The following is a 21,722-nucleotide window of genomic DNA, read 5'->3' on the forward strand; positions in this document are numbered from 1 at the left end:
AAGAGTTTAACAGCAAGCATTCCGATGTGCCAAAACTAGCCGGAATCATCCGGCGTTACTTTGTAAGCCGGGGTATCCACGCAAACGAAGATCTCAATGATGTGGCTGAAAAAATGGCACAGGATATGGGTGGCCTTTCCTTTCTCTCTAAATATCTGGAACACCTCGACGAATATCCCACATTGGAAGAAATTAATATCAATGCATGGAACTCTATTGTTTTACGCTATTCAGACCGCCCGGATGAGTGGCTGTCGGAAAGCTTTATTGATCCCGAAAGTGCCCTTGCGACTATTAATAAAATCAAAAGCGACACGGACACCGACACCCTTAGCCCAGCTTTCCCCGGTTCAATCGGATATGTGTTTGAATCTGTTCGTGAAGCATCCATGTGCGCACCAATTGTGCCTAACTCAGTCGGGATATACGGTAGTATTCGTATTGTCAGACCGGCCCCGCTGTCCACACAATCTATTCTGGGTTCCGGCTGTATGACACAAAAAATGCTGGACCTCATCGTGATGTTTATGAAACACTCCGTTAACATTCTGATCGGCGGCAAACCACGTGCGGGCAAAACAACGATTTTGAATTATTTGCTATCCATTTTAGCCAGCGATCCTAACATTCGCATCGGTATCATCGAAGAAGGCAGCCGGGAAGTTGTCCTGACGACATTTGATGAAAACGGCAGGCCTAAAAATCAGGTTCTGTCTATGTTGACCCGCCCGTCAGAAGTACACAAGCAAAATTATGATTCCAATCGGCTTTTACAGATTTGCCTGCGGTTTGGCTTGGATGTGATCGTTGTACAGGAGATGCGCAGCGGCGAGGCCTACGTGGCCGTTAAGACCGCCAATACCGGTATGGCGGTTTATTCCACCATCCACAGCAACGACGGCGAGAGTACCTACTACCGAGGCGTAGATCTGATGGAGGAAGGTTCGCCGCAGCCGGAACCGGTTCTTATGCGCAAGCTGGTTCTTGGCTTTCCGGTCGTTTTGTATTTTAAACGGATGGAGGATGGCGTTCGTCGGTGCATGGAGATTATGGAGGGCTTTTACGAGCATGGAGAACTGAGATGTCAAACACTCTTTCGCTTTGTTACCGACGATAACGGCCGTGCCGAAAACGGCAAAGTCCATGTAAAAGGACATTTTGAACAGATCAATAATCTCTCCGATCGCACCCGGCGGATACTTTTAAACAATGGTGTCATGCTGGAAGATTTGAAAACGTTCACAAAGGACGGTGATGTAGCATGACGCACGGTTTTCCGCTGCTCCCTGCCATCATTGTATCGGTTCTCCTTGCCGTCGGTCTTGTGATCTGCATCGGATTTCGTGTACAGGACATATTGGTGCTGCTGCCTTCTGGTGAAAACAACCGTCGTCCGTCTCTCAAACGCCGTATCAGCGAAGCAAAGGGCCAGGTCAAACCTTTTTTTATTTTCCGTGTATTTCAAGAGGCAAGAGAAATACTCAAAGACACATATCGTGAAAAGGATTATGAAAACTACAAACGGTTATCCGTGAGAATGATGATCGCCGGTGCTATCATCGGGCTTTGTTTTCTCAATCCTTTTTTGTCAATTGCTCTGGCTCTTTTCGGTTTGTTCCTTCCGATTTTCATGATCCATCTCACAGCGGCCTCTTTCCGCACGCAGTTTGCCGGCGAAATGTACACCTGCATGTCTGTCATATCGACCGGCTGCCAGCGGAAATTCGATTTGGTTAATGCCGCAGAGGAAAACGTCGGCACAATGAATGAACCTATGAAAAGCCACTGGGAAGCGTTTCTGCGGGACTTTAAAAACTTTGACAACAATGTATCCAATGGCATTCGCAAATTACGCAAAAAAATAAATGACCCGGTATGGCAGGAATGGTGTGATGATCTTCTATTATGCCAAACCGACCCAACCAGAAAATTTCTTTTATCCGGTGCGGTTAAAAAAGCAATACAGCAAAGCCGTGTCCGAATGATGCTGGACTCCATTCTTGACGAGCCTATTTTTCAAGCGGTCGGCGTTATGCTGATTGCAATTGCATCTATTCCAATCTGCGGCTTTTTCTATCCGGATTGGGGATATCTGCTTATGCATTCCTGGCAGGGAAAATTGTCGATTGCCATTATCGTTCTTGCATGTCTGTATCTTGCGTTTAAGGCGGTACACGCGAGCCGCCCAATCGATCTGCTGGAGGAGGTGGAAAAGGGTGATTGATCTTTCGTTCTATGCTCATCGCATATTGACCTGCATCGGCGCGGTTAGTCTCCACATTGTTAGTGCCGCAGTTGCCGCAGTCGTTCTTTGCGCGATTTATATCATACTGTCTAATTACTTCGGTTTGCCCAGTTGGCGCAGCATTCTTATTATTCGTGCGCTTACGGCCTCTACACGGGATATGGCATTAAGCGACCGTATTACTTTGCCGATTGCGCATCTCCTTGAACCCTATATCCACTTAAACAGCTACACTAAAAAAGGATTGCAGTCAGATCTGCGTGCAGCAGGCATGGCTGAAATTTCCCCTGAACGGTATACAGCCATGTCAATCTCATTCGGTATCCTTGTAATGCTTCCAGGACTTTTGTTTGTGTTTGTGGGGATTGTCGCACATACCACGCTTTTGCTGATAGCTGCTACAGGGCTGATAACCTGTTCGGTAGTCGTCGGTATCGCCAAGCAGAGGAATGTGAGAAAAATTGCCAAACGACGCCGTGGGCGAATCGAATTGGAAATCCCCCAAATGACCGACTCTGTTTTGCACTCGTTATCTAAAGGCTCCGGCAATGCCGATGTTAAGGAAGTTTTACGGGATTACCAGCGTATCGCAGGGGCAGACATGTCAAAAGAAATCAGCTATATGCTGGCGGAAATGGAAATGGCGACGATTGGCGGCATCGAAAGTGCCTTTCTCAACACGGAGACTCGTCTAAATTCTGCTAATGCTACTTCACTGATAAAAGGATTGATTGGCATCTACCATGGCGAGGATATGCGCGCGTATCTGGAAGGACTCGTGATAGAGATGAACGAGCGTCAGATTGAGTTTGCAACCCGCGCTGCAAAGCGCCGGCCAAATGAGCTCACTGTTCCTATTTGGTTTGTAATGGGTGCAATGGTTGTGATGATCATGATCTTGATTGGATCAACCGTCTTGACGCATTTGCCTGTTGGTTTTTGATATCTTCCGCGCTGGATGATTATCTGGTGCTTTTTTGTTAACAGAAGCAATTGTAGAACTCTATGGAAAGGAGTGGTATCTGATCTGACTGCCACGAAATGGAGGTGATGTGGAGAAAATTGAGATCCGTGTAGTGTACATCAGATTGTAAAGAAAGAGGTTATAATATGTCGAAAATCCACCGCCTGCGAAACTCTGTTAGGCACCACATGACCCGGGGTTATCTTGAGGCCCTGACCGTTCGTGAAAATGTAAAAGGCGCCGCTGTTGCCGTGATGAAAAACGATGACGGATATGTCGATACGGCCATGAAAATTGTGATCGGCGTTGTCATCGGACTTGCGCTGTTGGGTATCTTTTGGCTCATCATCACGGTGACTGGGAATGCAGCACAGACCAAAATCACCAACGGATATAACTACAACGGCTAATCCTCAACGCTACATACCATCCAATGCCGCCCGTACAGGGCGGCTTCTTTTGAAAATAATTGCCGGAAGGCTTTATATAAAATATTACAGAAAGGCAGGCACACCAATGAAAAAACTTCTTGCAATACTGAAGGATAATCGGGGAGATGGACACATCGATACAATCTTTTACATGCTGGTTATGGGATTGACACTTGCATTTGGTATGTCTGTGTGGGTAGCATCGGCAGGCAAAGACAATTCTCATGATCTCGCCGAACTGGCCGCCAGACAGATCAGCGCCAACGGCGCTGTAGACGGGAATACAATCAAAGCGCTTTTGGGCGTTGCACAGGATGGCCGTTATGCTATGCAAGTCAACGCTCCAGATGTAGGTGTATCCATGCAGGTTCCAATCAGCGATTCCGAAACTTCGTTAGGATCAACAGCGATTCAGTATGGCACATCCTTTACGGTTACTGTGTATCAGGTTAAAGATGATAAAATCGGGGTTGATGCCCAAGGTGCGAAGACCGTCGCAGAGGGCGTTACCGTTCCGGGGGTAAGCGAATGCTGGACAAAATGATTCAGAACATCCGTGCACGCGCCATAAAGGGCTTATATGACCATACGGGTTCTTTCGCACCACTGACAGCTATTATTCTTCTCTGCGTATTTCTTCTGATTGGCGTTACGCTGGAACGATGGCGTAGTAATTACACCGCTACCGGCGTGAACGAGGCAGTGCGCTCCAGCCTGATTACCGCAAATATACAGAACGCCGAAACACTCTACAATGGGGAACAGGATATGATCGGCGGCAGCTTTGTTTACAATGCCAGCACGAACACCTGGAGTGAACCAATCGATACCACGCCCGTAACAGATCTATTATCCAGTAAACTTGGCTTGACGCAAGATGGATCAAGCTGGATCAGCGAGGTAAACGGTCAGGAAATCTACAAAATAGAGGACTTTACCGTCACCGAGTTCCAGACGGCCGCGTCCGATGGTTCGCCGGACAGTACCACGGGCCTTACTTTGACGGCCAGCTTTACGCTGGAGATCCCCTATAATGCAGCGGGTACCGTCACGAAAATCACCGTTCCCATGAATGTCCCGGTTGGGACGCAGGGAAAGTTTTAGGGGGATGAATCATGTCTGAAAAGTATCCACCGCCAATTTCAGATGAAGCTCTGGAAGTAATCTATAACCGTTTCTGCTTAGACCCAGCAAAGCATGTTTATCAAGTACCATTTTCAGAGTTTAGCTATGGGCGTGACAGCAAAATTCTATCTTGTATCAAATGGCGCCTTGAACTTCTTTTTGAAGCAAATGGTCTTGCTGTTATTTCTGCACTGGATTATAATAACAGTGAGATTATCATCTGTAAAGAAGGCGAAATGATGTCAATTCCGTACCGGTACACCTTAAAAATACCATATGAAAGCCGGTCGACCTATCTGCCGGCGATTAAAAAGTTAAGTGAGTTTAGTTCGGAATATGCTCGTCTGTTTGTAAACAATAACCCCTATCAGCTTGAAGCGTACCTTGTGATTGAATCATCCAAAAATCAAGTTGAAATAGAGCAAATCATAAAAAAGTATTCAATGGAACGCATTTTTGACAAGGGATTAATGGAGTTCATCATTGAAATGGGTAACCGAAGATGGGATTCAGTATCATTGCCAACACGGGACGGTCTACTTGAGTTGGTATACGCATCCCAATTTCATTTTTCAGAGAAAGAGTATTTGGAGAATAAAGGATATCACCCAGAGATTACGGTGCAACGTAAGAAGCTGTTTATTTCTTACTGCCACGTTAACAAAGCGTCTGTCGAGAACATAACAAGCGCCATGAAGAGTCATGGCATGTACTTTTGGTTGGATGAGCAGGAAATCGACGCAGGGGACGATATACTGGAACGAGTCCAAAACGGTATCCGTGAGAGTGATCTCGCCATCATCTTTATCAGCAGAGCAACTGTTGAAGCAATGTTTGCCAGGCATGAACTATCGACCATTTGGAAAGCCTTTATTCAAAAGCGAAAAGCTTGGTTTATCGTAAGGCTTGACGAAGTAAATCCGGAAGATATACTATTTGGCCTTTCGGATTACAAATATTACGATTTCTTTGAGAGCAATAGTGTCGATGATCTACTGGAAGCTATCAATCGAAAAATTAACAAGCTGTAATTTGTACTTGCTTTTGCAGAGGTGTCTTTAATCAGATGTCTCTTCATGTTTATGTCACGATTCTACAAGCTCATACGCAATTGGGCCTTCTGCAATAAGCGGAAGGCTTTTTTCTATTTATTATATAACCAAAAACGAGATGGAGGAAATGCACAATGGAAAAAACGGCAAAACCTCGCTGGCCGATCGGCGCGGCGCTGGCTGAAATCAGCAAGCTATCCCGCACACTGTTTTTGATCTGGATGGCGCTTTTTGCGCTGCCGGGATGGAAGCAGTTTACCGCAGCCAATCAAATTCCGATGGCGAAAATATATGTTGATGCTTGCGCCTTTGGATTTCTCTTCGGTTTGTTCTTTTACGCGGCAAATTTGATGGTGCATGGAGATGGTTTCCCCGCATTTTCTTTCCGGCTCCTGCCGCGACTTATCATGACGATCATATTAAAGCTCATACAATACAGCATTGTGGCTACGGTAGCAGCTTTCCTGCTAGGCTTCTTTGCTTATCCGTTCCATCACAATTTCCTACTATATGTTTGGGGGACTCTCACGGTCGTGTTTATCGTAACTCATGTAGTTGGTAAGCATCTGGCACGGAAGCGACAGACCGCATCACCCAATACGGAGACACATACCTGTCCCGATTCCCCACCAGGCCATAGCACCACAGACCCACATGGAGCAAAACTTCCATAACAAATAGCGCAGTGACCGTCTCCAATACGCTGTGAGTATGGTAAAATAGGGAGGTGAAAAAAGTGAATTGGAGTGACATAAATATAATGGACGTAATCGCAGGGGCCATTATAAGCGCGGCCAGCGCCATTGTCGTGTTGGCATTATCCATTTGGGCAACAGGGCGCAGAGACCGTGCTCTGGTCGAGAAAGACATAAAAATCAACAGTCAGGAACATGACAAATTGTCTGTTGAGCACAGTCGCATGAAAGAGCGCCTTTCCATGGAGCACCAGAGTATCAAAGACCTGTTGGCTCCCATTCGTGAAAACGCCAAAGCGACGCACAACATCCTGCTTGGCGAAGTGGGTCGCCGTGAAATACAGTACGACAATTTGTCGGAGTCGCAAAAAGATATGAAAGCGCAGTTTGAAAATCTTCAAAAAATGGCCGGCCAATGGGAAGCCCTTATTTCAGAAAACAAAGATTTGAAGGAGCAGATCAAGGAGTTGACAAAAGAGCGTGATCTCGCCCGGGAGAAAAACCGCGAATTGAACAATGACAAGCACCTGGGACGGCCACGGCATTTGTGAATCTCTGCCGAATCAAATACAAAAGGAAAATCCTCGAAAACACAACTTCCTTTGTCGTATAATAGACAATAAGACAGAGGGATGTCGATAGGGCGGTTAGCCACTCTCCCGGAAGGGAGGTGGTGCGAATGGAGTATATGGCGGCAATAATCATTATCTTGATTCTTGCTATCGCATATAACCAGAGCATAAAAAAATAACCGCCCTCCGGTCCAATGGAAGCGGTTATTTAACCTAACCTTGGGCTAACCGTTACTGGTACACCCTCTGTCTTTTATCATATCCATTTTTGATTGGAAGTCAACAGTTCCGGTTTTAATCAGTTGCTTCGTCCTCCGGCAAGTCCTTGTCAATCAGATGGTTTATGTACCCGTTTACCGAAAAGCCAAGTTCTTTTCCCCGCACCTCAATTTTTGCTTTGCGGCCTTTTTTAACCATTAAATGAATATGATCGTATGCCTTTTGGTTGTACTTATTACTCGCACGGCCATGTGCCTTGCTGACTGCCATATGAATCACCTCATTTCTAAGAGTAACACAGGTATGTGCACGTGTACACGTAAATCTTTCACGAATAACCATGTGCATATTCGTGCAATTTACATATTGAGCAACCGTGAACGCGGTTATATAATGCAAGTGTAGGAATAAACTTCCATCGAAACAGGCCGATATATACCAGGAATAGTTTCCTTCACGGCAGAATCGAATAAACCTTTTTTCATATACATGCGACATTATAAGGAGTGCTTCAGATGAAAAAGCAGACCACAGACAAAAGCAAAGTCAAGGAAACCCGGGCAAAACGTTTGATTGTCACAGTTGCCGCCATTCTGGCGGTTACCACATCATCAGTTGGTATTGTTTATGCACAGGCCGCGCCGATCCAGCCGATTATCACGGCCGCAGGGGTGCAGCGGCTGCAAAGCGTGTCCGGTGGAATCACCGACATCGACACACCGACGGCTGGTACCTCTGCGTCCGGTAAGGTCAACATTACGGGTTGGGCACTTAATGCTGCCGGTATTGACCGCGTAGACATCTATGCATGGGACGCAAGCGGCCACGCGCACGGGCTTGGCTCGGTTCCGGGGAGCGCACTTGCGGCAAGACAGGATGTTGAAAACGCATTGCCGGGTTTTGATACGCTCAACAGTGGCTACAGCCTGTCGGTGGATACGACCAAGCTTCCGGCGGGTCAATACACTATCGCTGTTGCGGGCATCGGCAAGGATGGCTCGGTCAACTGGGCAAGTACGCCCATCAGCATTGGCCCCGCGCCGCTGACCGACATTGACACACCGACCGGCGAGCAGGATGGCGCTTTTACGGTGGCGGGTTGGGCACTCAACCACGACGGCATTAACCGTGTGGATGTGTATGCGCTGGATGGCGCGGGACATTATCACGGGCTTGGCTCGGTGGATGGCAGCAAGCTGGCCGCCAGACTGGATGTCGCAAACGCCTTGCCGGCTTTCAACACCCTAAACAGCGGTTACAGCCTAAACGTCCCGGCGGGTACATTACCCAATGGAGGCTATACCCTTTGCGTCGCGGGCATCGGCAACGATGGCGACGTAAAGTGGCAGACAACCAATATTTCAGTTGGCCAGATGAAACCGCTGACGGATATTGATGCGCCAACATCGGGGATGCGCGTAACAAACGGGCAGCTTGCTATTTCGGGTTGGGCGCTTAACGCCGCCGGTATTGATCGAGTGGATATTTATGCACTGGACAGCGCGGGCAAATACCACGGGCTTGGCTCGGTGACGGGCAGTGCGCTTACCGCCAGACAGGATGTTAAAAACGTTTTTCCTTCATTTAAAACACTCAACAGCGGCTACAGCTTGACTGCCGATGTGAGCACCCTTGCGCCGGGCAGCTACACGCTTTGCGTGGCGGGCATCGGTACTGATAACAGTGTACAGTGGGCTACATCCCAGTTTAATGTCGTGGGCGCGACCTCCGCGCCTCCGATCACAGACCTTGATACGCCGTCCACCACTTATACCGGCGCCATTCCGGTTACCGGCTGGGCGCTCAACAGCTCGGGTATTAACCGTGTGGACATTTATGCGTATCCGGCGGGCAGTAGCAAGGCACTTGATCTTGGATCGGTACCGAGTAGCGCGCTTATCGCTCGTCAAGACGTCGAAAACAAATTCCCGGCTTATGGTACCTTGAACAGCGGATACAGCCTGACCGTCCCGGCCGGTACGCTTGTTCCCGGCAACTATACGTTGGCGGTTGCTGGCATCGGCAATGATGGTTCGGTCGCGTGGGCGACGCGGGGCATTGCAGTGCAGAAGGTGGCTAATTATCAAGGCGTGAATGAAACAAGAGCTTTCACCGATGAGATAACCGGTATTCAGCAAACGGTGCAGTTTCTCGGGGTAGGCGCTGGATATTATGAAGTGGCCGCTGGCAATGCCAGCGTTGTTACAACCTCCGCCTTAGGTTCTGCACATTCTGGATTGGCCACTGCGACAATAACCGGAACTAATGGCATAAATCAAAGTAGCGGAACGGCAGTCACAAAAGACGGCAGTGATGGCGGCACATTTACCTTTTCAAATTTGACTGTTGGCACATATACTATTCAGCTTACTGCGAACGACGGAACCGTCGTTGCCAAATACTCGTTCACAGTGGACTCTTTAGGAAATGTGAATTAACATTTCCTAAAACCGCAAGGTCATTGCCATTTAGGAGGTTTTTGCATGGTTCCGATAAAAAATCTGGTCACTCAAATGTCGGTTAAATTTTATAATGTGCTATCGTCCCGTAAAGGTAAAGTCTATTTCGGAATTGGTGGTTGTGTGGTCGCTGCGGTTGTCGTTTCTGCTATTGCTGTCAACAATATTGGTTCTTCCGCCACGGCAGCAAACAATCGATTTAAAATTGATGCGGTTGTATCATCCAGTTTAGGAATCAGTTCCAACAATTCCGGTCCGACGGTTTCTTCCAGCAGTACTAACGATACAGTAAGTATTCCCGTCGTCAGCGCCGCACCCGCGCCCAGTGGGGCTGCACCGAATGCCGCCGCCGCATTATCCACTATACCTGTTACGTCCATCGATTTTAACCACGCCAGCCTGACTTTACAGCCCAGCGAAACTGTGCAGCTTACCGCCAACATTACGCCGACTACCGCCACCGACAAGACGCTTGCGTGGACATCCACTAACAGTGCCGTGGCCACGGTGGACAGCAGCGGTAATGTCAAGGCCGTGAGCACGGGAACGACATACATTCGAGCAACAAACCCGGACGGACAGCGTGATACCTGCGTCGTTACGGTAACAGCGGTCTCAACCGGCCCCACACAGTTGCCTAAAGCAGCCAATAACACCACTGTGGGCAGTCCCAACTCGTCTTTGGCTCCCGGCAGTACAACAAACATTCCTGGCCATGTTGCTAATTATCAAGGCGTGAATGAGACGAGAACTTTCACCGATGAGATAACCGGTATTCAGCAAACGGTACAATTCCTTGGTGTAGGGGCCGGGTATTGTGAAGTGGCCGCCGGTAACGCTGAAATGAAAACGACCGCCGCTTTAGGTTCTGCACATTCTGGATTGGCCACTGCAACAATAATCGGAACTAATGGTATAAATCAAAGTAGCGGAACGGCTGTTACAAAAGACGGCAGTGACGGAGGCTCTTTTACCTTTGCAAATTTAACTGCCAGCACATATACTATTCAGCTTACCGCGCACGACGGAACTGTCGTTGCCAGATACCACTTTTCAGTTAATTCCGGCGGAAACGTTCAATAATTTTGACTATTTTCCAGCAGCCCTCCGCTTATATGTGGAGGGCTATTTTATTTTTTGGAGGAAAAGTGCTTATGAAAATCAAACGCATTCGAGGCAAACCCAAATTTCTATTTAAAAGTCTATTTCTCATCATCCTTGTTGTACTTATTTGTACGACACTGGTATCCGCTTCCGGAACTGGGGCAAATTTATGGCCCGGTGGACGCATTGGTTATCGACTTGACACACACTATGGACAGGTCGCGGCAAATGCGCCTGCAATTCCACTATATAACGATCCTGGTTGTACACAGCCTATCAATCACTATTTGCTGCCAGGGGATTGGGTCGTGGCATATTTTAATTCAGACGGCAGTTTCACCGGAGCCGTTACTTACCCCATCACCGTCCCACAAAACGGCGGCAGCGATGATGGCCTTGAATACACCACCCACTATATCCATCCCGAACATCTGTCCTACATTGTCAGCGGTGTCGGCAATTTCACCGGCACGGACTGGAATCAGACAACTTGGTTCAACCACCTACCAACAAACATTGGCTACACCAGTAAACTTCCCGGCAACGGGGATACCGTTTGGGTAGGCAACAATACGGACGGTGGAGTTGGCGGAGGATTTAACGTTGCATACGCAGGAAATGGATATTACAGGCTATTTTCTGGTGATTATTCCTCGTCTGTAATGTCTCCAACCCTCACTCAATACTGCTATTACGACGACTCTCATACCGACTACGTTAACGCAGATTATAGCTGGAGCCGGCTTTTCCAACCGTGGAATACCAGCGGCTTGCATCAAGGCTATAACCTTATCTCTTACGCGGGCATGGACGCTTCTGGCAACTACACCACCGGTCAGCGGTACCTGTGGTGGGATACCCTTGCACCCGACATGGCCACTAATTTGAACGCCATACAGTGCTCTACCGGTCATCATGGTTGGCTGAACCTCTCGGATTTTAACGGAGGCGGGAGCTACATTATTGTTTCCCGTGACGATACAAGCCAGACCACCGATGTTTCCGGGCTAAATCTGGCCTCGCTGCAAACGGTCTTTGACGGCGTAAACCAGTTCGGCAATTCCGCAGGCTATCAAGGCTTTGACTATAACGACGGCACAAACTGGGTAAAGTCCATGAGCCTGCATAGTACCATGCAGGCAATGGGCGTTCAAAACGATGGCGCCGGCGGCCAAGGAACGCATTCGTTTCAGTTCAGCAGCATAGATAACGCGTGGAACACCGCCGTGATCGGCGCGTCGGTGCAGATCGACACCATTCCCCCGACGTGTACGGTATCCTCCGGTGCGTCAAACTGGCAATCTGCGACCGCGCCAATCACATTGGACTTTGAAGATCCCGGGTCCACAAACGGCACGGGCAGCGGTGTGGCAACGGCACAGTACAGCTGGTCACAAAGCCAGACCGACACGGGAACGTGGCAGAACTACACCGCAGGCGGGCAGCTCACTCCTCCGGGTGACGGGACATGGTACCTGCACTGGCAGGCTACCGACGTGGCCGGAAACAGCGCAAGCGGCGTATTTGGCCCCTATAGCAACAGTGCCGGACTTGCAGTGTCTATTCAAACGCCAAATGCCGCCTATCTGACCGACACGGACGTTGTGACCTCCGCGATTGTCGCGGATAACAGTCCCGTTGCCGTCCTTCCGAGCGATTCCGTTACGCTGAAGCTTACGGTAAGCGCCTCGGACGGCAGTACTTATATCACACAGACAAAAGGCGTGGTTGTCCCCGGTAACGATAAAAACCTCATATGGTTTCGCTGGCACACGCCGTCCACACCCGGCACGTATACGCTCACGGCCACCGCTGCCAGTCCCAGCGTTCCCGCGCAATCGGGTTGGACAAGTACCCTCAAGTGGATCATCAATGCGCCTACAGAATCCACGCCGCCACAGCCGAAGCTATATGATAAAGCCCCACCATATTTTAGCATACAAACACCCGCTTCTTCCGGCTATTTCCCCTCTCTGACATGGAATGAATGGACGTATACCGGCGGCGCATTCCAGAAGGAAACATTTACGGCCAATCTAAGCGCGGCGCTGAAAATTACGCCGGAAATGGGCGAGGATGGCCAATCACGCATTGAAACGGCCACGCAGGATAGCAATGGCGTGTGGACGATGAAAAGTGGCTACGGTATCAATGAGACGGCCACCGGCAACGTTTCCGTCACGTCGGGAACCGGTTCCCAGATCAAAACCGACAGTACCACGCTTGCGCAGCTCACTGAGGGCCGATACCCGGAGTTCAACTATTGGTCAAATGGTTACTTCCGGCTGTTCCAAAACAACGGAAGCGGCAATTTTACGCTCCGACCCAACAAATACAGTGTCCTTAACCTCCCTGTACACTATACGCCCGTCTGGTTCCCGGACGGCCCGTACACAGCACAGGCCACCATATCACAGGCATGGACGCCTGCTGGAATGCTTGGCGACGACGCCACTGACACCATGCAGATCAAGGGCGCGTTGCCGCAAGATTGGTATGTACGTGTGTTCAAATAACAAGCAAAAGCGCCCATCGTGCCGACGTTGACACAATAGGCGCAAATCTGTATACTTTATTCAGACACAGGACAGACGCGGGCGGTTAGCCACTCCCTTGAGAGGGGGTGGTCTTGATGGAGTACATAGCAGCAATCATTCTTATTTTGATTCTCATGTATTTACTGAAAGATAAAACGAAGTAGCCGCCCCCAGCCAAGGATTCGGCTACTTCAACCTACGTTGGGCTAACCGTTTCGTGGTATGCCCTGTGTCTACTTATATTATAGAACTATCTCACATATTCGTCAACATTTAAGCGCCGGGTGCAAAAGCAGCTCAAGGGTGCGTTGCCGCAAGATTGGTATGTACGTGTGTTCAAATAAGCACATAAGCTATGTGGTTGATTCGTCAATATTCAAAGCGCCGGGTGTAAAAGCCCGGCGCTTTTGCTATCTATAGGGTGAAAGTGAAAACAGGCTTTAAACGGGAGGGATCATTATGACCTTACAACGCATGGCACGGGAAAGCAGCGAAGAAACGCTTCTGGTTTCAAGAGAATTTGAAAATTTTCTGAACACTTTACCATTGCAAAATGTGTGGACGAATTTCACGTGGGAAAACAACAGTTTTAAGGCAAAAAAAGAGCACGGCCATTTTTTAATTCAATATGAAGAGTATCGGACGGGAAGCGCCTTTGGCACATATACCTTCAACCGAAAAGGCAAACTGGTGTACTATTTGACCCCCAGGCAAAAATTAAAGAGGATTGCTTCTTTTGCCGCGCCCTTTCTCGTACTCATATTTGTATTTGTTCTGTTTATAGGTTTTCCGGGAGCTGCAATTGCGCTTGCCGCAGCGAGACCTCATGCTCATTTTACCATTCCAGGCTCTCTAATCCCGTACATCTTATGCTTGATTTCACTTGCAGCTTCGATTTTTATAAGCACTGATTCAATTACTAACGTAACCGGAAAAATGTTGGTTGCAATGAGTGTGACCGCGCTTATGATTGTGATTTTTAAGCAATTTTGCCCTTACATCACCTGATCTTTCCAAAAATCCAAATGTGAAATTGTGAAAGGAGATCAAATCTTGACTGAACCAACAAAAAAGAGTGGTAAAAAGAAACATCGGTGGGCAGTTTTACTGCTGACCATATTTATCCCCACGACGGTCTTTGCCGCCGGTATTGCATTTGTCCCGAGTTTCCGCAACGCGGTATTAGCCATTTTTACATCGCAGAACGCGGCAGGAAAGAAGGGACCGACATCATCTGTATCCAGCAAAAAATCACCTATCGGCTCCGGTCCGGATACTGCGGCAGGTTTCGGAGACAGTACCGTAGTCGCATCCCAAGTGCCAGCGACCGCAGACAGAACGTCTTACACACCATCCACGGTGGTGTATGGCACTACCGGAAGCACCACCGGGCAGTGGAGCGCGACCGTCAACTACAATCTCGCAGAGTACCAACAGGCAGTATTTTATGAGGCCGAAGTCGCAACAAGTTATGAAAAGCAGGCTGACGGCACCATGAAAAAGGTCATGACCGACACCAAAACTACCCGGCTGGGCGAGTCTCAGATCATCGGGCCAGGGCAGCATTTTAACAAGATTGTTTGGGACGCACCTTTATCCGGGCAGACCAGGATCATCTGCGCTGAGATGCACAGCTATAAAGTAGTGGATGGGCAGTACGCCGAGGTTACGCCGCTGTTCGTTCAAAACCTGACGCTGGATATTCAATAGAAGTACAGCGATTTAATATCATCTCGCTATCAACCGGCATGACCGGATGATAAATAAATATTTTTCAGGAGGGACTTATATGTCCATCATCAACCACTTCCGCCGACACTTCGGCGGAAAAATCGCAGCCGCAGCTATGGCCGCAGCGCTGATCGCGGGCGCAGCGCTGCCCGCATCCGCCGCGACCACCCAAACGGCGACCGGAACGGGCAGCACGTCTGCAAGTGTGCCGATCACTGGCACGATCAACCCGACCACCATCAGCGTAACCGTCCCCAATAGCGTGGCTTACACGATCAATCCCGACAGCGACACCTTTACCGCACCCACGCTTGCCGTGACCAATAACACGGTCGTACCCGTGACCATCGGTGTACAGTCTCTGACCGCCGACAGCTCCGGCACTTTTACGGACAAGCTGCCGACTGATGAAACATGGGACAGCCTTGGTGCATCCGATAGCGCAAAATACATTGCGCTCGGCGTAGGCGCTACCAGCACCGGTTGGAGCACCGGGTACAACAGTAGCACCGATTGGGCGGCATCCCATTCGGCTGTCACTATTGGCTCTCTTGCATCTGGTGCGACCGGCAATCTTGCTCTGTCCGCAAACTTTGGCCGCGCAATCAGCACCACGCAAACACCCACCGGCGCCGCAGTTTTCAGTGTTTCCCTGTCGTAACGCTACATCATTCGTATAAACCGCTGGGCGGCTGGGAAACCAGCCGTTTATTTTGTTGATTTGCCTTTTGGCTTTATATATCGCCTATGACTACGAAAGGGGAAGAAAATGAAAAGAAAGATTTCTGTTAGAGTTGTCTTCGCTTTAATTTTCACTTTGGTATTTGGTAGTATCAATCCTGTTCTGGCGGATACCTATGTCGGAGAAAGTACAGCATGTAATACAATCGCCGCATCAGATTCTACGGGGTATACAATTGGTGGTGCTAATCATAATTCTTCATCAATACCGGATTATTATCTGCGTTTTACCACATATAGTGCTGCAGAAGGTAGTTCAAACGCAAAAACATACAATGAAACGTCACCAACTAATATAGTTGCTATAAGCAATACTACCCAATATACTTATGCTTGGAATTGCAAAGTAAATATTACAGAGCATAACAACTATTATGGATGGTATACGACAGACATCTCACGGGTTTTAAACGATGGGACTATCGTGGCATATACGTCTGCGACAACGTATGTTTCTCCGATTGATGTAACCTACGCCTATAATTTATTATCCAGTACGGCGGTAAGTGTATCCCTGACGTATAACGATGTTTTGAAAAATTCTATTGCTACTGAGAAGTACGCATCCGGGAATCAGTCATTGTCCTATTTTGAAGGCGGGTCTGGAACTTCGTTCACAGGTACTTCAGTATCACTTCCATCTGCTGGACATTATACGATCTATGCAAAAGATAGTGCGGGGTACGAAAAGACGCTACCGATTGAGGTAAACAATACGCAGGGAGCACTTCGTCTTGGCGTAACACAGGTTTCGACTGTTGCATCTACTACACCGACAGTAAATGTAATGGCTTGGACTGCAAATGATGTTGATAATCAAAGAATTTCATTATCTGCTGGAACTCCAACGCAATCTACAGTATCTGATTCTTCTGCGCCGGAATCATCTGTAACACATATTACCTATCAGGATGATTCGCTCGCTCATAGTTTTTATTATCTCAGTACTGGGCAGGATTTTGAAAATGGAGATAGTATTTTATGCTCTTATTGGTATAAAAGCAGTGACTCAACTAATTCCGCTGTAACGAATGGTGGTATTCATACTGCTTCATGGCAGGGTGTTTCAAACTCGATTTTGGAGAGGACATCGAGCACAATCAAGGATGACAGCTGGCACTTTGGTTACATTATAGAAAAGTTAAATACGAATCTTATAAGTGGGTATCTTAATAATTTTACATATAGTGCCGCAACTGGCGCGCAAGATATTTATTTGAGTGGTTTGCACATCACAAAAATTCCGAATGGCTCAGATTTATCTTCCGGGGTCGTAATAAAAAAGTGGGCATATGGGACGCAAACTGCCAGCTATTTTGATGCAGGAAATGGCACATCATTTTCCGGGAATTCATTCAGTGTAGCACAGAATGGTGTGGTTTCGGTGTTTGCCAAAGATGCAAGTGGAAACGAACTCGTGCGCACCTACACGGTATCCAACTATGATCCCTATGCAGGAGACACTACACCACCAACTGGCAGTTACAATTCATCCACCACAGCATGGACAACTGGCAACGTAACGATCAACGTCACGGCCACGGATGCGCAAAGCGGCGTCAAGTCCATCACAGCGCCGGGCGGCACGGTCGTAACCGGCAACACATGCAGCTACACAGCCACGGGCAACGGCACTTATAATTTTACGTTGACGGATAACGCCGGCAATACCTGCACCTACCCGGTCACAGTGTCTAACATTGACCGGTCTGTGTCCGTATCCTACTCATCCAGCACGTCCTATACGGTCGATCCTAATAATACCGTCAACCCTACTTCGGGCGGAGAGATCACGCTGACCAACAACAACACCCATGTAGGCGCGCAGGTTACATTGCAAAGTCTTACGTCCGCGCTTTCCGGTACCAACGGCTTTACTCTCGGCGCTCAAATAGAAGAATCGGCATCCGGAAACACAACCTGGTCGGAGATTGACAACAAGAGCGTGCAGCTGGCAGGCGGGGCTTCAACCGTCTTGGGAGTGCTTTCTCCGGGAGGTACCGGGCATATCAAGCTGGTAGGGCAGCTCGGCAGCCTGCGATGGCCAAGTGCTGCTGGAGATACGGGCAACATACAGCTGACGTTTACAGCAGTGTCGTAAAGCCGATATATAGTAAGATTTTATTTTAAACCGGTGAGCTTCGTGCTCGCCGGTTTTTTATTACCAGTAGGGTGAAGGGAGGTGATACCATGCAGCCGTTTTCAAAAGAAACCGTACAGAAAGCCAAAAACATCAGCTTGCTCGAATACCTTCAGCGCAAGGGCGTTGAAATGATCAAAGACGGCAAGTATTTCCGCATGAAAGAGCATGATAGCTTTGTGGTAAATCCAGAATCTAATCTGTGGAGCTGGAACTCGCGGAGCATCAACGGAAAAAATGCCATCGACTATTTGGAACGGATAGAAAAAATGACGTTCGTCTCTGCCGTTTCTGAATTGTTGCAAATCGCCCCGGACATCCCTCTAAAGCAAACCAAGGCTTCTAACACCAGCCCGCCCCCAGATAAACCGTTTGCTTTACCGCCCCCAGCACCGGATAACCGGCGCTGCTTTGCCTATCTCCACAAACATCGTGGCATTCTACCGCCCGTGATTAATCACTTCATAAAAGCTGGGGCCTTGTATGAGGGTGCCAAATATCACGATGCTGTGTTTTTGGGCTTCGATGATAAGGGTATCCCGTGCCATGCTCACAAGCGTAGCACAAACACCTATCTACCCAAAGCGGGAACAGATGGTAAGCGCAGACATGATCGATGGGATGTTGAAAGCTCGGATAAGCGGTATGGATTTTCCCATGTTGGTAAATCCAATCGGGTATATGTGTTCGAGGCTCCTATCGACATGTTGTCGTACATATCCATCCGGATTTTAAGGGAAGATGCGCATTTGTGGAAGGAGGACAACTATATCTGCCTTTTCTGTCTGGCTGACAACCGTCTAAAAGAGTTTCTGCGCTTCCACCCCTATATCCACCATATCGTGTTCTGCCTGGACAATGATGTGGATGGTAAGCTGCCGGACGGAACACCGGAAAACCATGGTCAAGTTGCGGAGGATCGTTTGATTGCCGAATACACCCGCAAGGGGTACGATGCAACACGAATTGTTCCGCCACAAGGCAAGGATTTCAATGACGCACTGCTTTTTATAATACGTACAAACACCATACGTGGCTGAGGCCAGTAATGAAACAGGAGGATTTATATGCAAAATCTTATTCAGTGGATTAACAATGTTCAAACGCTTTTGAAACAGCTCGGGGTTCCTTTGGGCATTGTTTTCATGATCGTGGCTGGTATCCTTTTGATGACCGGACAGGAAGGTGCCGCAAAAGGTAAAAAATGGCTGGCCTATATTTTGATGGGGCTGGGTGTCATCATGTTTGCAACACAGATCGTATCGTCTTTTAGCACCTCCGCATTTATTGCGCCTGTAGGCTTGAGGCTGTTTTTCAGGTAAGCAGTCCGAATTTGGGCTACTTTAAAACGAAAGAGGTGAAATTGTTTGCAGGAGGTATACAAGGGGCTTTCTTTTTTACATGGCCATATCAACATCGCTACCCCTGGAATGGATATATTGAGATGGTTTGGATACATCATTCTGTGTGCTCTGGCGCAAGTTTTGGATGCTTTGGGGCAAGCGGTCAATACCGTATTGGGAACAAACCTTGTAGCCAATATTCCTATTGTCAATACCTTTACCACGCAAATGTCTTCAGTCGGATGGAGCGTGTTAAGCGTTTCGCTGGTCGCAGCAGGGATCTATTTTATTGTCTGGGGCAAGAACAATCATACTTTTCAACATTTGTTTTTTGCCGTTTTGCTTGTGATGGCCATTCCCTTTATCTTTACACAGCTTGACAATTTGCAAAGTGCGGGAATCAGTGATTTGTCTGGTCAGCTGTCTGAAAACGGTAATGTGGGTGAAACGATGCTCAAGGGGTATATCGTTGATATCGCATCTTCAGGGAGTACAAAATCCTTGAAATACTTAAGCACCGATAAAGGTGATATCAGCCCATATGGCATGGATATCAATGCCCGCCTTCCATCAGGTGATCCGTGGGGATATAAGGTAGACCATGTCACAGGCAACGCCCAGTCCGGGTACAAATTAATTGGTGAACCGTTAGGAGACGGTTTTTTTGGTCTCGGTGCCCAACGTCTCTACGCGTATGATTGTTCTTTTTTGCTTCCGGCGGCAAGTTTGATCATCATGATCGTAGCGATGGCCTTATCTGGTTTTAAAATAGCAAAAGTCGCCTTTGATATCCTTTTCCATAAAGTAATTGCCAGTGTCGTATTCGCCTCGGATATTAACGAAGGGACGCGTACCAAAAAATTTCTTAACAATTTGGTTGGTCTTTACATCATGCTGATACTCACTATGGTTGTCTTCAAAATTTTTATTGACGCCAGCCAGTGGATCAACATAAATGTAGCAGGTATTCTCCCACGCATTCTTCTACTCGGCGGATGCGGATGGGGCTGCATTGAGGGTCCTGATATTGTTATGCGGCTGTTGGGTGTTGACGCAGGTTTGCAAAATGCTGCACAAACAGCCATCGCCGGTATGATGGGAGCCAAAGCGGTCGCAGGCGCAGTAAAAGGCGCCGGACACATGGCCGGCGGCGCAGTCAATGCTGTAGCTGGAACCGCCGGAGGTATTTCTGCATTACCAGGTATTAAAGATGCATTTGCGGCAGGAAGAACAGCCAAATCCAGCGGTGATTTTTCCAATGCAGCCGATTTCAATAATAGCCTGTCCAAAGGCGGTAAAGGCTTTTTTGGCGGGCAAAGCGGTGTCTCGAATGCCGCAAAGACATTAGGCTTTATGACGGGAAAAAAGCCAAAAGCGTCAGATGCAAAGGGCGAAGCAAAAACAACATCTCCCGCTTCCTCTTCGTCTGATGGAACACCATCTCCAAATTCAACTTCTTCTAAGGATACGCCACTTTCGCAGGCTTTTGAGGCAACTGCAAATGATAGCTCATCACCTTCAAATTTTTCAGAAGAACCAGCATCTTCTTTTAGTGATGATTCTTCTGAGAATGTGACGCCTCCATCAGACTTCGACGTTTCCGCGCCTGCGATCCCACCTACTGAAGAAAGTGCTTCCAGCATTTCAGAGGCCGCAGCTACGTCCTCCAACCTCAATGTAACCCCTTCATCGACCAGTTCCAGCACGTCCGGCGCAACAGCACCGTCTCCTTCCGGTTCCAGCGCGTCCGGTGCAACACCACCGTCTCCTTCCGGTTCCGGCACGTCTGGCGCAACACCACCGTCTCCTTCCGGTTCCGGCACGTCTGGCGCAACACCACCGCCTTTTTCCGGTTCCGGCACGTCTGGCGCAACACCATCGCCGTCCTCCGGTTTTGGCGCTTCTGGTTCTACTACACAGCCACATGCAGGCCCCAGTACAGCAGCTCCATCGTCATCAGGTGCATCGACACAGCAAAGCGATATACCACACGGTTGGCAGAAGGCAACAGATGCCGTTGAAAAGCAGAAACCCAAACGCACGTTTTGGCCGAAAAAAGATGAAAGGCAGTGAGGCTTATGGGAATCATACCAAGATCAACAAAGCTCAAAGTCAAGGTTGTTGCCGGCCAAAGCATCCAGTGGCTAATGGGATGTGTCATGGTCATGATGCTGGCCATGTCTTTGAGCAACCAATATGTACATGCCTACTTACATGTTCCATTTTTTATTGTCAGTTTTATTCTTTACGTCATTTTACAGCGGCCCGCCCCGACCAATCCAACGCGTCCGACTTGGCAGTGCCTGGTTTTATGGATTTTTTATTGGAAGTCCCCAAAGCGGCTCCTTTCTATCCTCGGGTGTG

Annotated in this window: 20 protein-coding genes; 19 read left to right on the forward strand and 1 reads right to left on the reverse strand. The window is 48.4% G+C overall.

Annotated features, from left to right (window positions below; all coding sequences use genetic code 11):
- Positions 1-26 precede the first annotated feature (26 nt).
- The 9 genes from ABF463_RS00110 to ABF463_RS00150 all read left to right on the forward strand — a co-directional run bounded on the left by ABF463_RS00110 (position 27) and on the right by ABF463_RS00150 (position 7,063).
- The gene (locus ABF463_RS00110; protein WP_415531496.1) at positions 27-1,265 is read left to right on the forward strand and encodes an ATPase, T2SS/T4P/T4SS family; all 1,239 of its coding nucleotides are present in this window, start codon (positions 27-29) and stop codon (positions 1,263-1,265) included.
- A complete protein-coding gene (locus tag ABF463_RS00115) occupies positions 1,262-2,224 on the forward strand; it encodes a hypothetical protein (RefSeq protein ID WP_415531497.1) in 963 nt (320 codons plus the stop codon). Before ABF463_RS00110 ends, ABF463_RS00115 begins: the two co-directional genes overlap by 4 nt.
- Complete coding sequence (locus ABF463_RS00120) at positions 2,217-3,188, forward strand: hypothetical protein (RefSeq protein WP_415531498.1); 972 nt, start codon at positions 2,217-2,219, stop codon at positions 3,186-3,188. The genes ABF463_RS00115 and ABF463_RS00120 overlap by 8 nt, the downstream gene beginning before the upstream one ends.
- Positions 3,189-3,355: 167 nt before the next feature.
- Complete coding sequence (locus tag ABF463_RS00125; protein ID WP_415531499.1) at positions 3,356-3,619, forward strand: DUF6133 family protein; 264 nt, start codon at positions 3,356-3,358, stop codon at positions 3,617-3,619.
- A 106-nt stretch (positions 3,620-3,725) separates the two neighbouring features.
- The gene (locus tag ABF463_RS00130; protein ID WP_415531500.1) at positions 3,726-4,184 is read left to right on the forward strand and encodes a hypothetical protein; all 459 of its coding nucleotides are present in this window, start codon (positions 3,726-3,728) and stop codon (positions 4,182-4,184) included.
- Complete coding sequence (locus ABF463_RS00135; protein ID WP_415531501.1) at positions 4,169-4,744, forward strand: hypothetical protein; 576 nt, start codon at positions 4,169-4,171, stop codon at positions 4,742-4,744. The genes ABF463_RS00130 and ABF463_RS00135 overlap by 16 nt, the downstream gene beginning before the upstream one ends.
- An 11-nt stretch (positions 4,745-4,755) precedes the next feature.
- Positions 4,756-5,796 (forward strand): toll/interleukin-1 receptor domain-containing protein, encoded by a 1,041-nt coding sequence (locus tag ABF463_RS00140; protein WP_415531502.1) that lies wholly within the window; start codon positions 4,756-4,758, stop codon positions 5,794-5,796.
- Between the two features lie 155 nt (positions 5,797-5,951).
- Positions 5,952-6,491 carry a hypothetical protein gene (locus ABF463_RS00145; protein WP_415531503.1) on the forward strand — a complete coding sequence of 180 codons (540 nt, stop codon included), beginning with the start codon at positions 5,952-5,954 and terminating at the stop codon, positions 6,489-6,491.
- A gap of 62 nt (positions 6,492-6,553) precedes the next feature.
- Entirely contained in the window at positions 6,554-7,063 is a 510-nt protein-coding gene (locus ABF463_RS00150; RefSeq protein WP_415531504.1) for a hypothetical protein, read from the forward strand.
- A gap of 315 nt (positions 7,064-7,378) precedes the next feature.
- On the opposite strand, the gene ABF463_RS00155 is transcribed toward ABF463_RS00150, so the two are convergent.
- Positions 7,379-7,573, reverse strand: coding sequence for a hypothetical protein (locus ABF463_RS00155; RefSeq protein WP_415531505.1), 195 nt, complete (start codon positions 7,571-7,573; stop codon positions 7,379-7,381).
- 245 nt (positions 7,574-7,818) lie between these two features.
- Between ABF463_RS00155 and ABF463_RS00160 the strand changes: the two genes are divergently transcribed.
- The 10 genes from ABF463_RS00160 to ABF463_RS00205 all read left to right on the forward strand — a co-directional run bounded on the left by ABF463_RS00160 (position 7,819) and on the right by ABF463_RS00205 (position 21,431).
- Entirely contained in the window at positions 7,819-9,741 is a 1,923-nt protein-coding gene (locus ABF463_RS00160) for an Ig-like domain-containing protein (RefSeq protein ID WP_415531506.1), read from the forward strand.
- Positions 9,742-9,786: 45 nt separating this feature from the next.
- Positions 9,787-10,845: an Ig-like domain-containing protein gene (locus ABF463_RS00165; RefSeq protein ID WP_415531507.1), complete on the forward strand. Its 1,059-nt coding sequence runs from the start codon at positions 9,787-9,789 to the stop codon at positions 10,843-10,845.
- Between the two features lie 71 nt (positions 10,846-10,916).
- Positions 10,917-13,382 carry a hypothetical protein gene (locus ABF463_RS00170; protein WP_415531508.1) on the forward strand — a complete coding sequence of 822 codons (2,466 nt, stop codon included), beginning with the start codon at positions 10,917-10,919 and terminating at the stop codon, positions 13,380-13,382.
- A gap of 480 nt (positions 13,383-13,862) precedes the next feature.
- Positions 13,863-14,411 (forward strand): hypothetical protein, encoded by a 549-nt coding sequence (locus ABF463_RS00175; RefSeq protein WP_415531509.1) that lies wholly within the window; start codon positions 13,863-13,865, stop codon positions 14,409-14,411.
- A 45-nt stretch (positions 14,412-14,456) separates the two neighbouring features.
- Positions 14,457-15,113, forward strand: a complete 657-nt coding sequence (locus ABF463_RS00180) for a hypothetical protein (protein WP_415531510.1) — start codon at positions 14,457-14,459, stop codon at positions 15,111-15,113.
- 79 nt (positions 15,114-15,192) lie between these two features.
- On the forward strand, positions 15,193-15,795 hold the full coding sequence (locus ABF463_RS00185; RefSeq protein WP_415531511.1) for a hypothetical protein: 603 nt from the start codon (positions 15,193-15,195) through the stop codon (positions 15,793-15,795).
- A gap of 108 nt (positions 15,796-15,903) precedes the next feature.
- Positions 15,904-17,976, forward strand: a complete 2,073-nt coding sequence (locus tag ABF463_RS00190; RefSeq protein WP_415531512.1) for a hypothetical protein — start codon at positions 15,904-15,906, stop codon at positions 17,974-17,976.
- Positions 17,977-18,065: 89 nt separating this feature from the next.
- Entirely contained in the window at positions 18,066-19,055 is a 990-nt protein-coding gene (locus tag ABF463_RS00195; protein WP_415531513.1) for a DUF3991 domain-containing protein, read from the forward strand.
- Positions 19,056-19,082: 27 nt separating this feature from the next.
- Positions 19,083-19,337, forward strand: coding sequence for a TrbC/VirB2 family protein (locus ABF463_RS00200; protein WP_415531514.1), 255 nt, complete (start codon positions 19,083-19,085; stop codon positions 19,335-19,337).
- A 45-nt stretch (positions 19,338-19,382) separates the two neighbouring features.
- A complete protein-coding gene (locus ABF463_RS00205) occupies positions 19,383-21,431 on the forward strand; it encodes a pLS20_p028 family conjugation system transmembrane protein (RefSeq protein ID WP_415531515.1) in 2,049 nt (682 codons plus the stop codon).
- Positions 21,432-21,722 lie beyond the last annotated feature (291 nt).

Source organism: Ethanoligenens sp., assembly GCF_047718355.1.
Classification (GTDB): domain Bacteria; phylum Bacillota; class Clostridia; order Oscillospirales; family Ethanoligenentaceae; genus Ethanoligenens.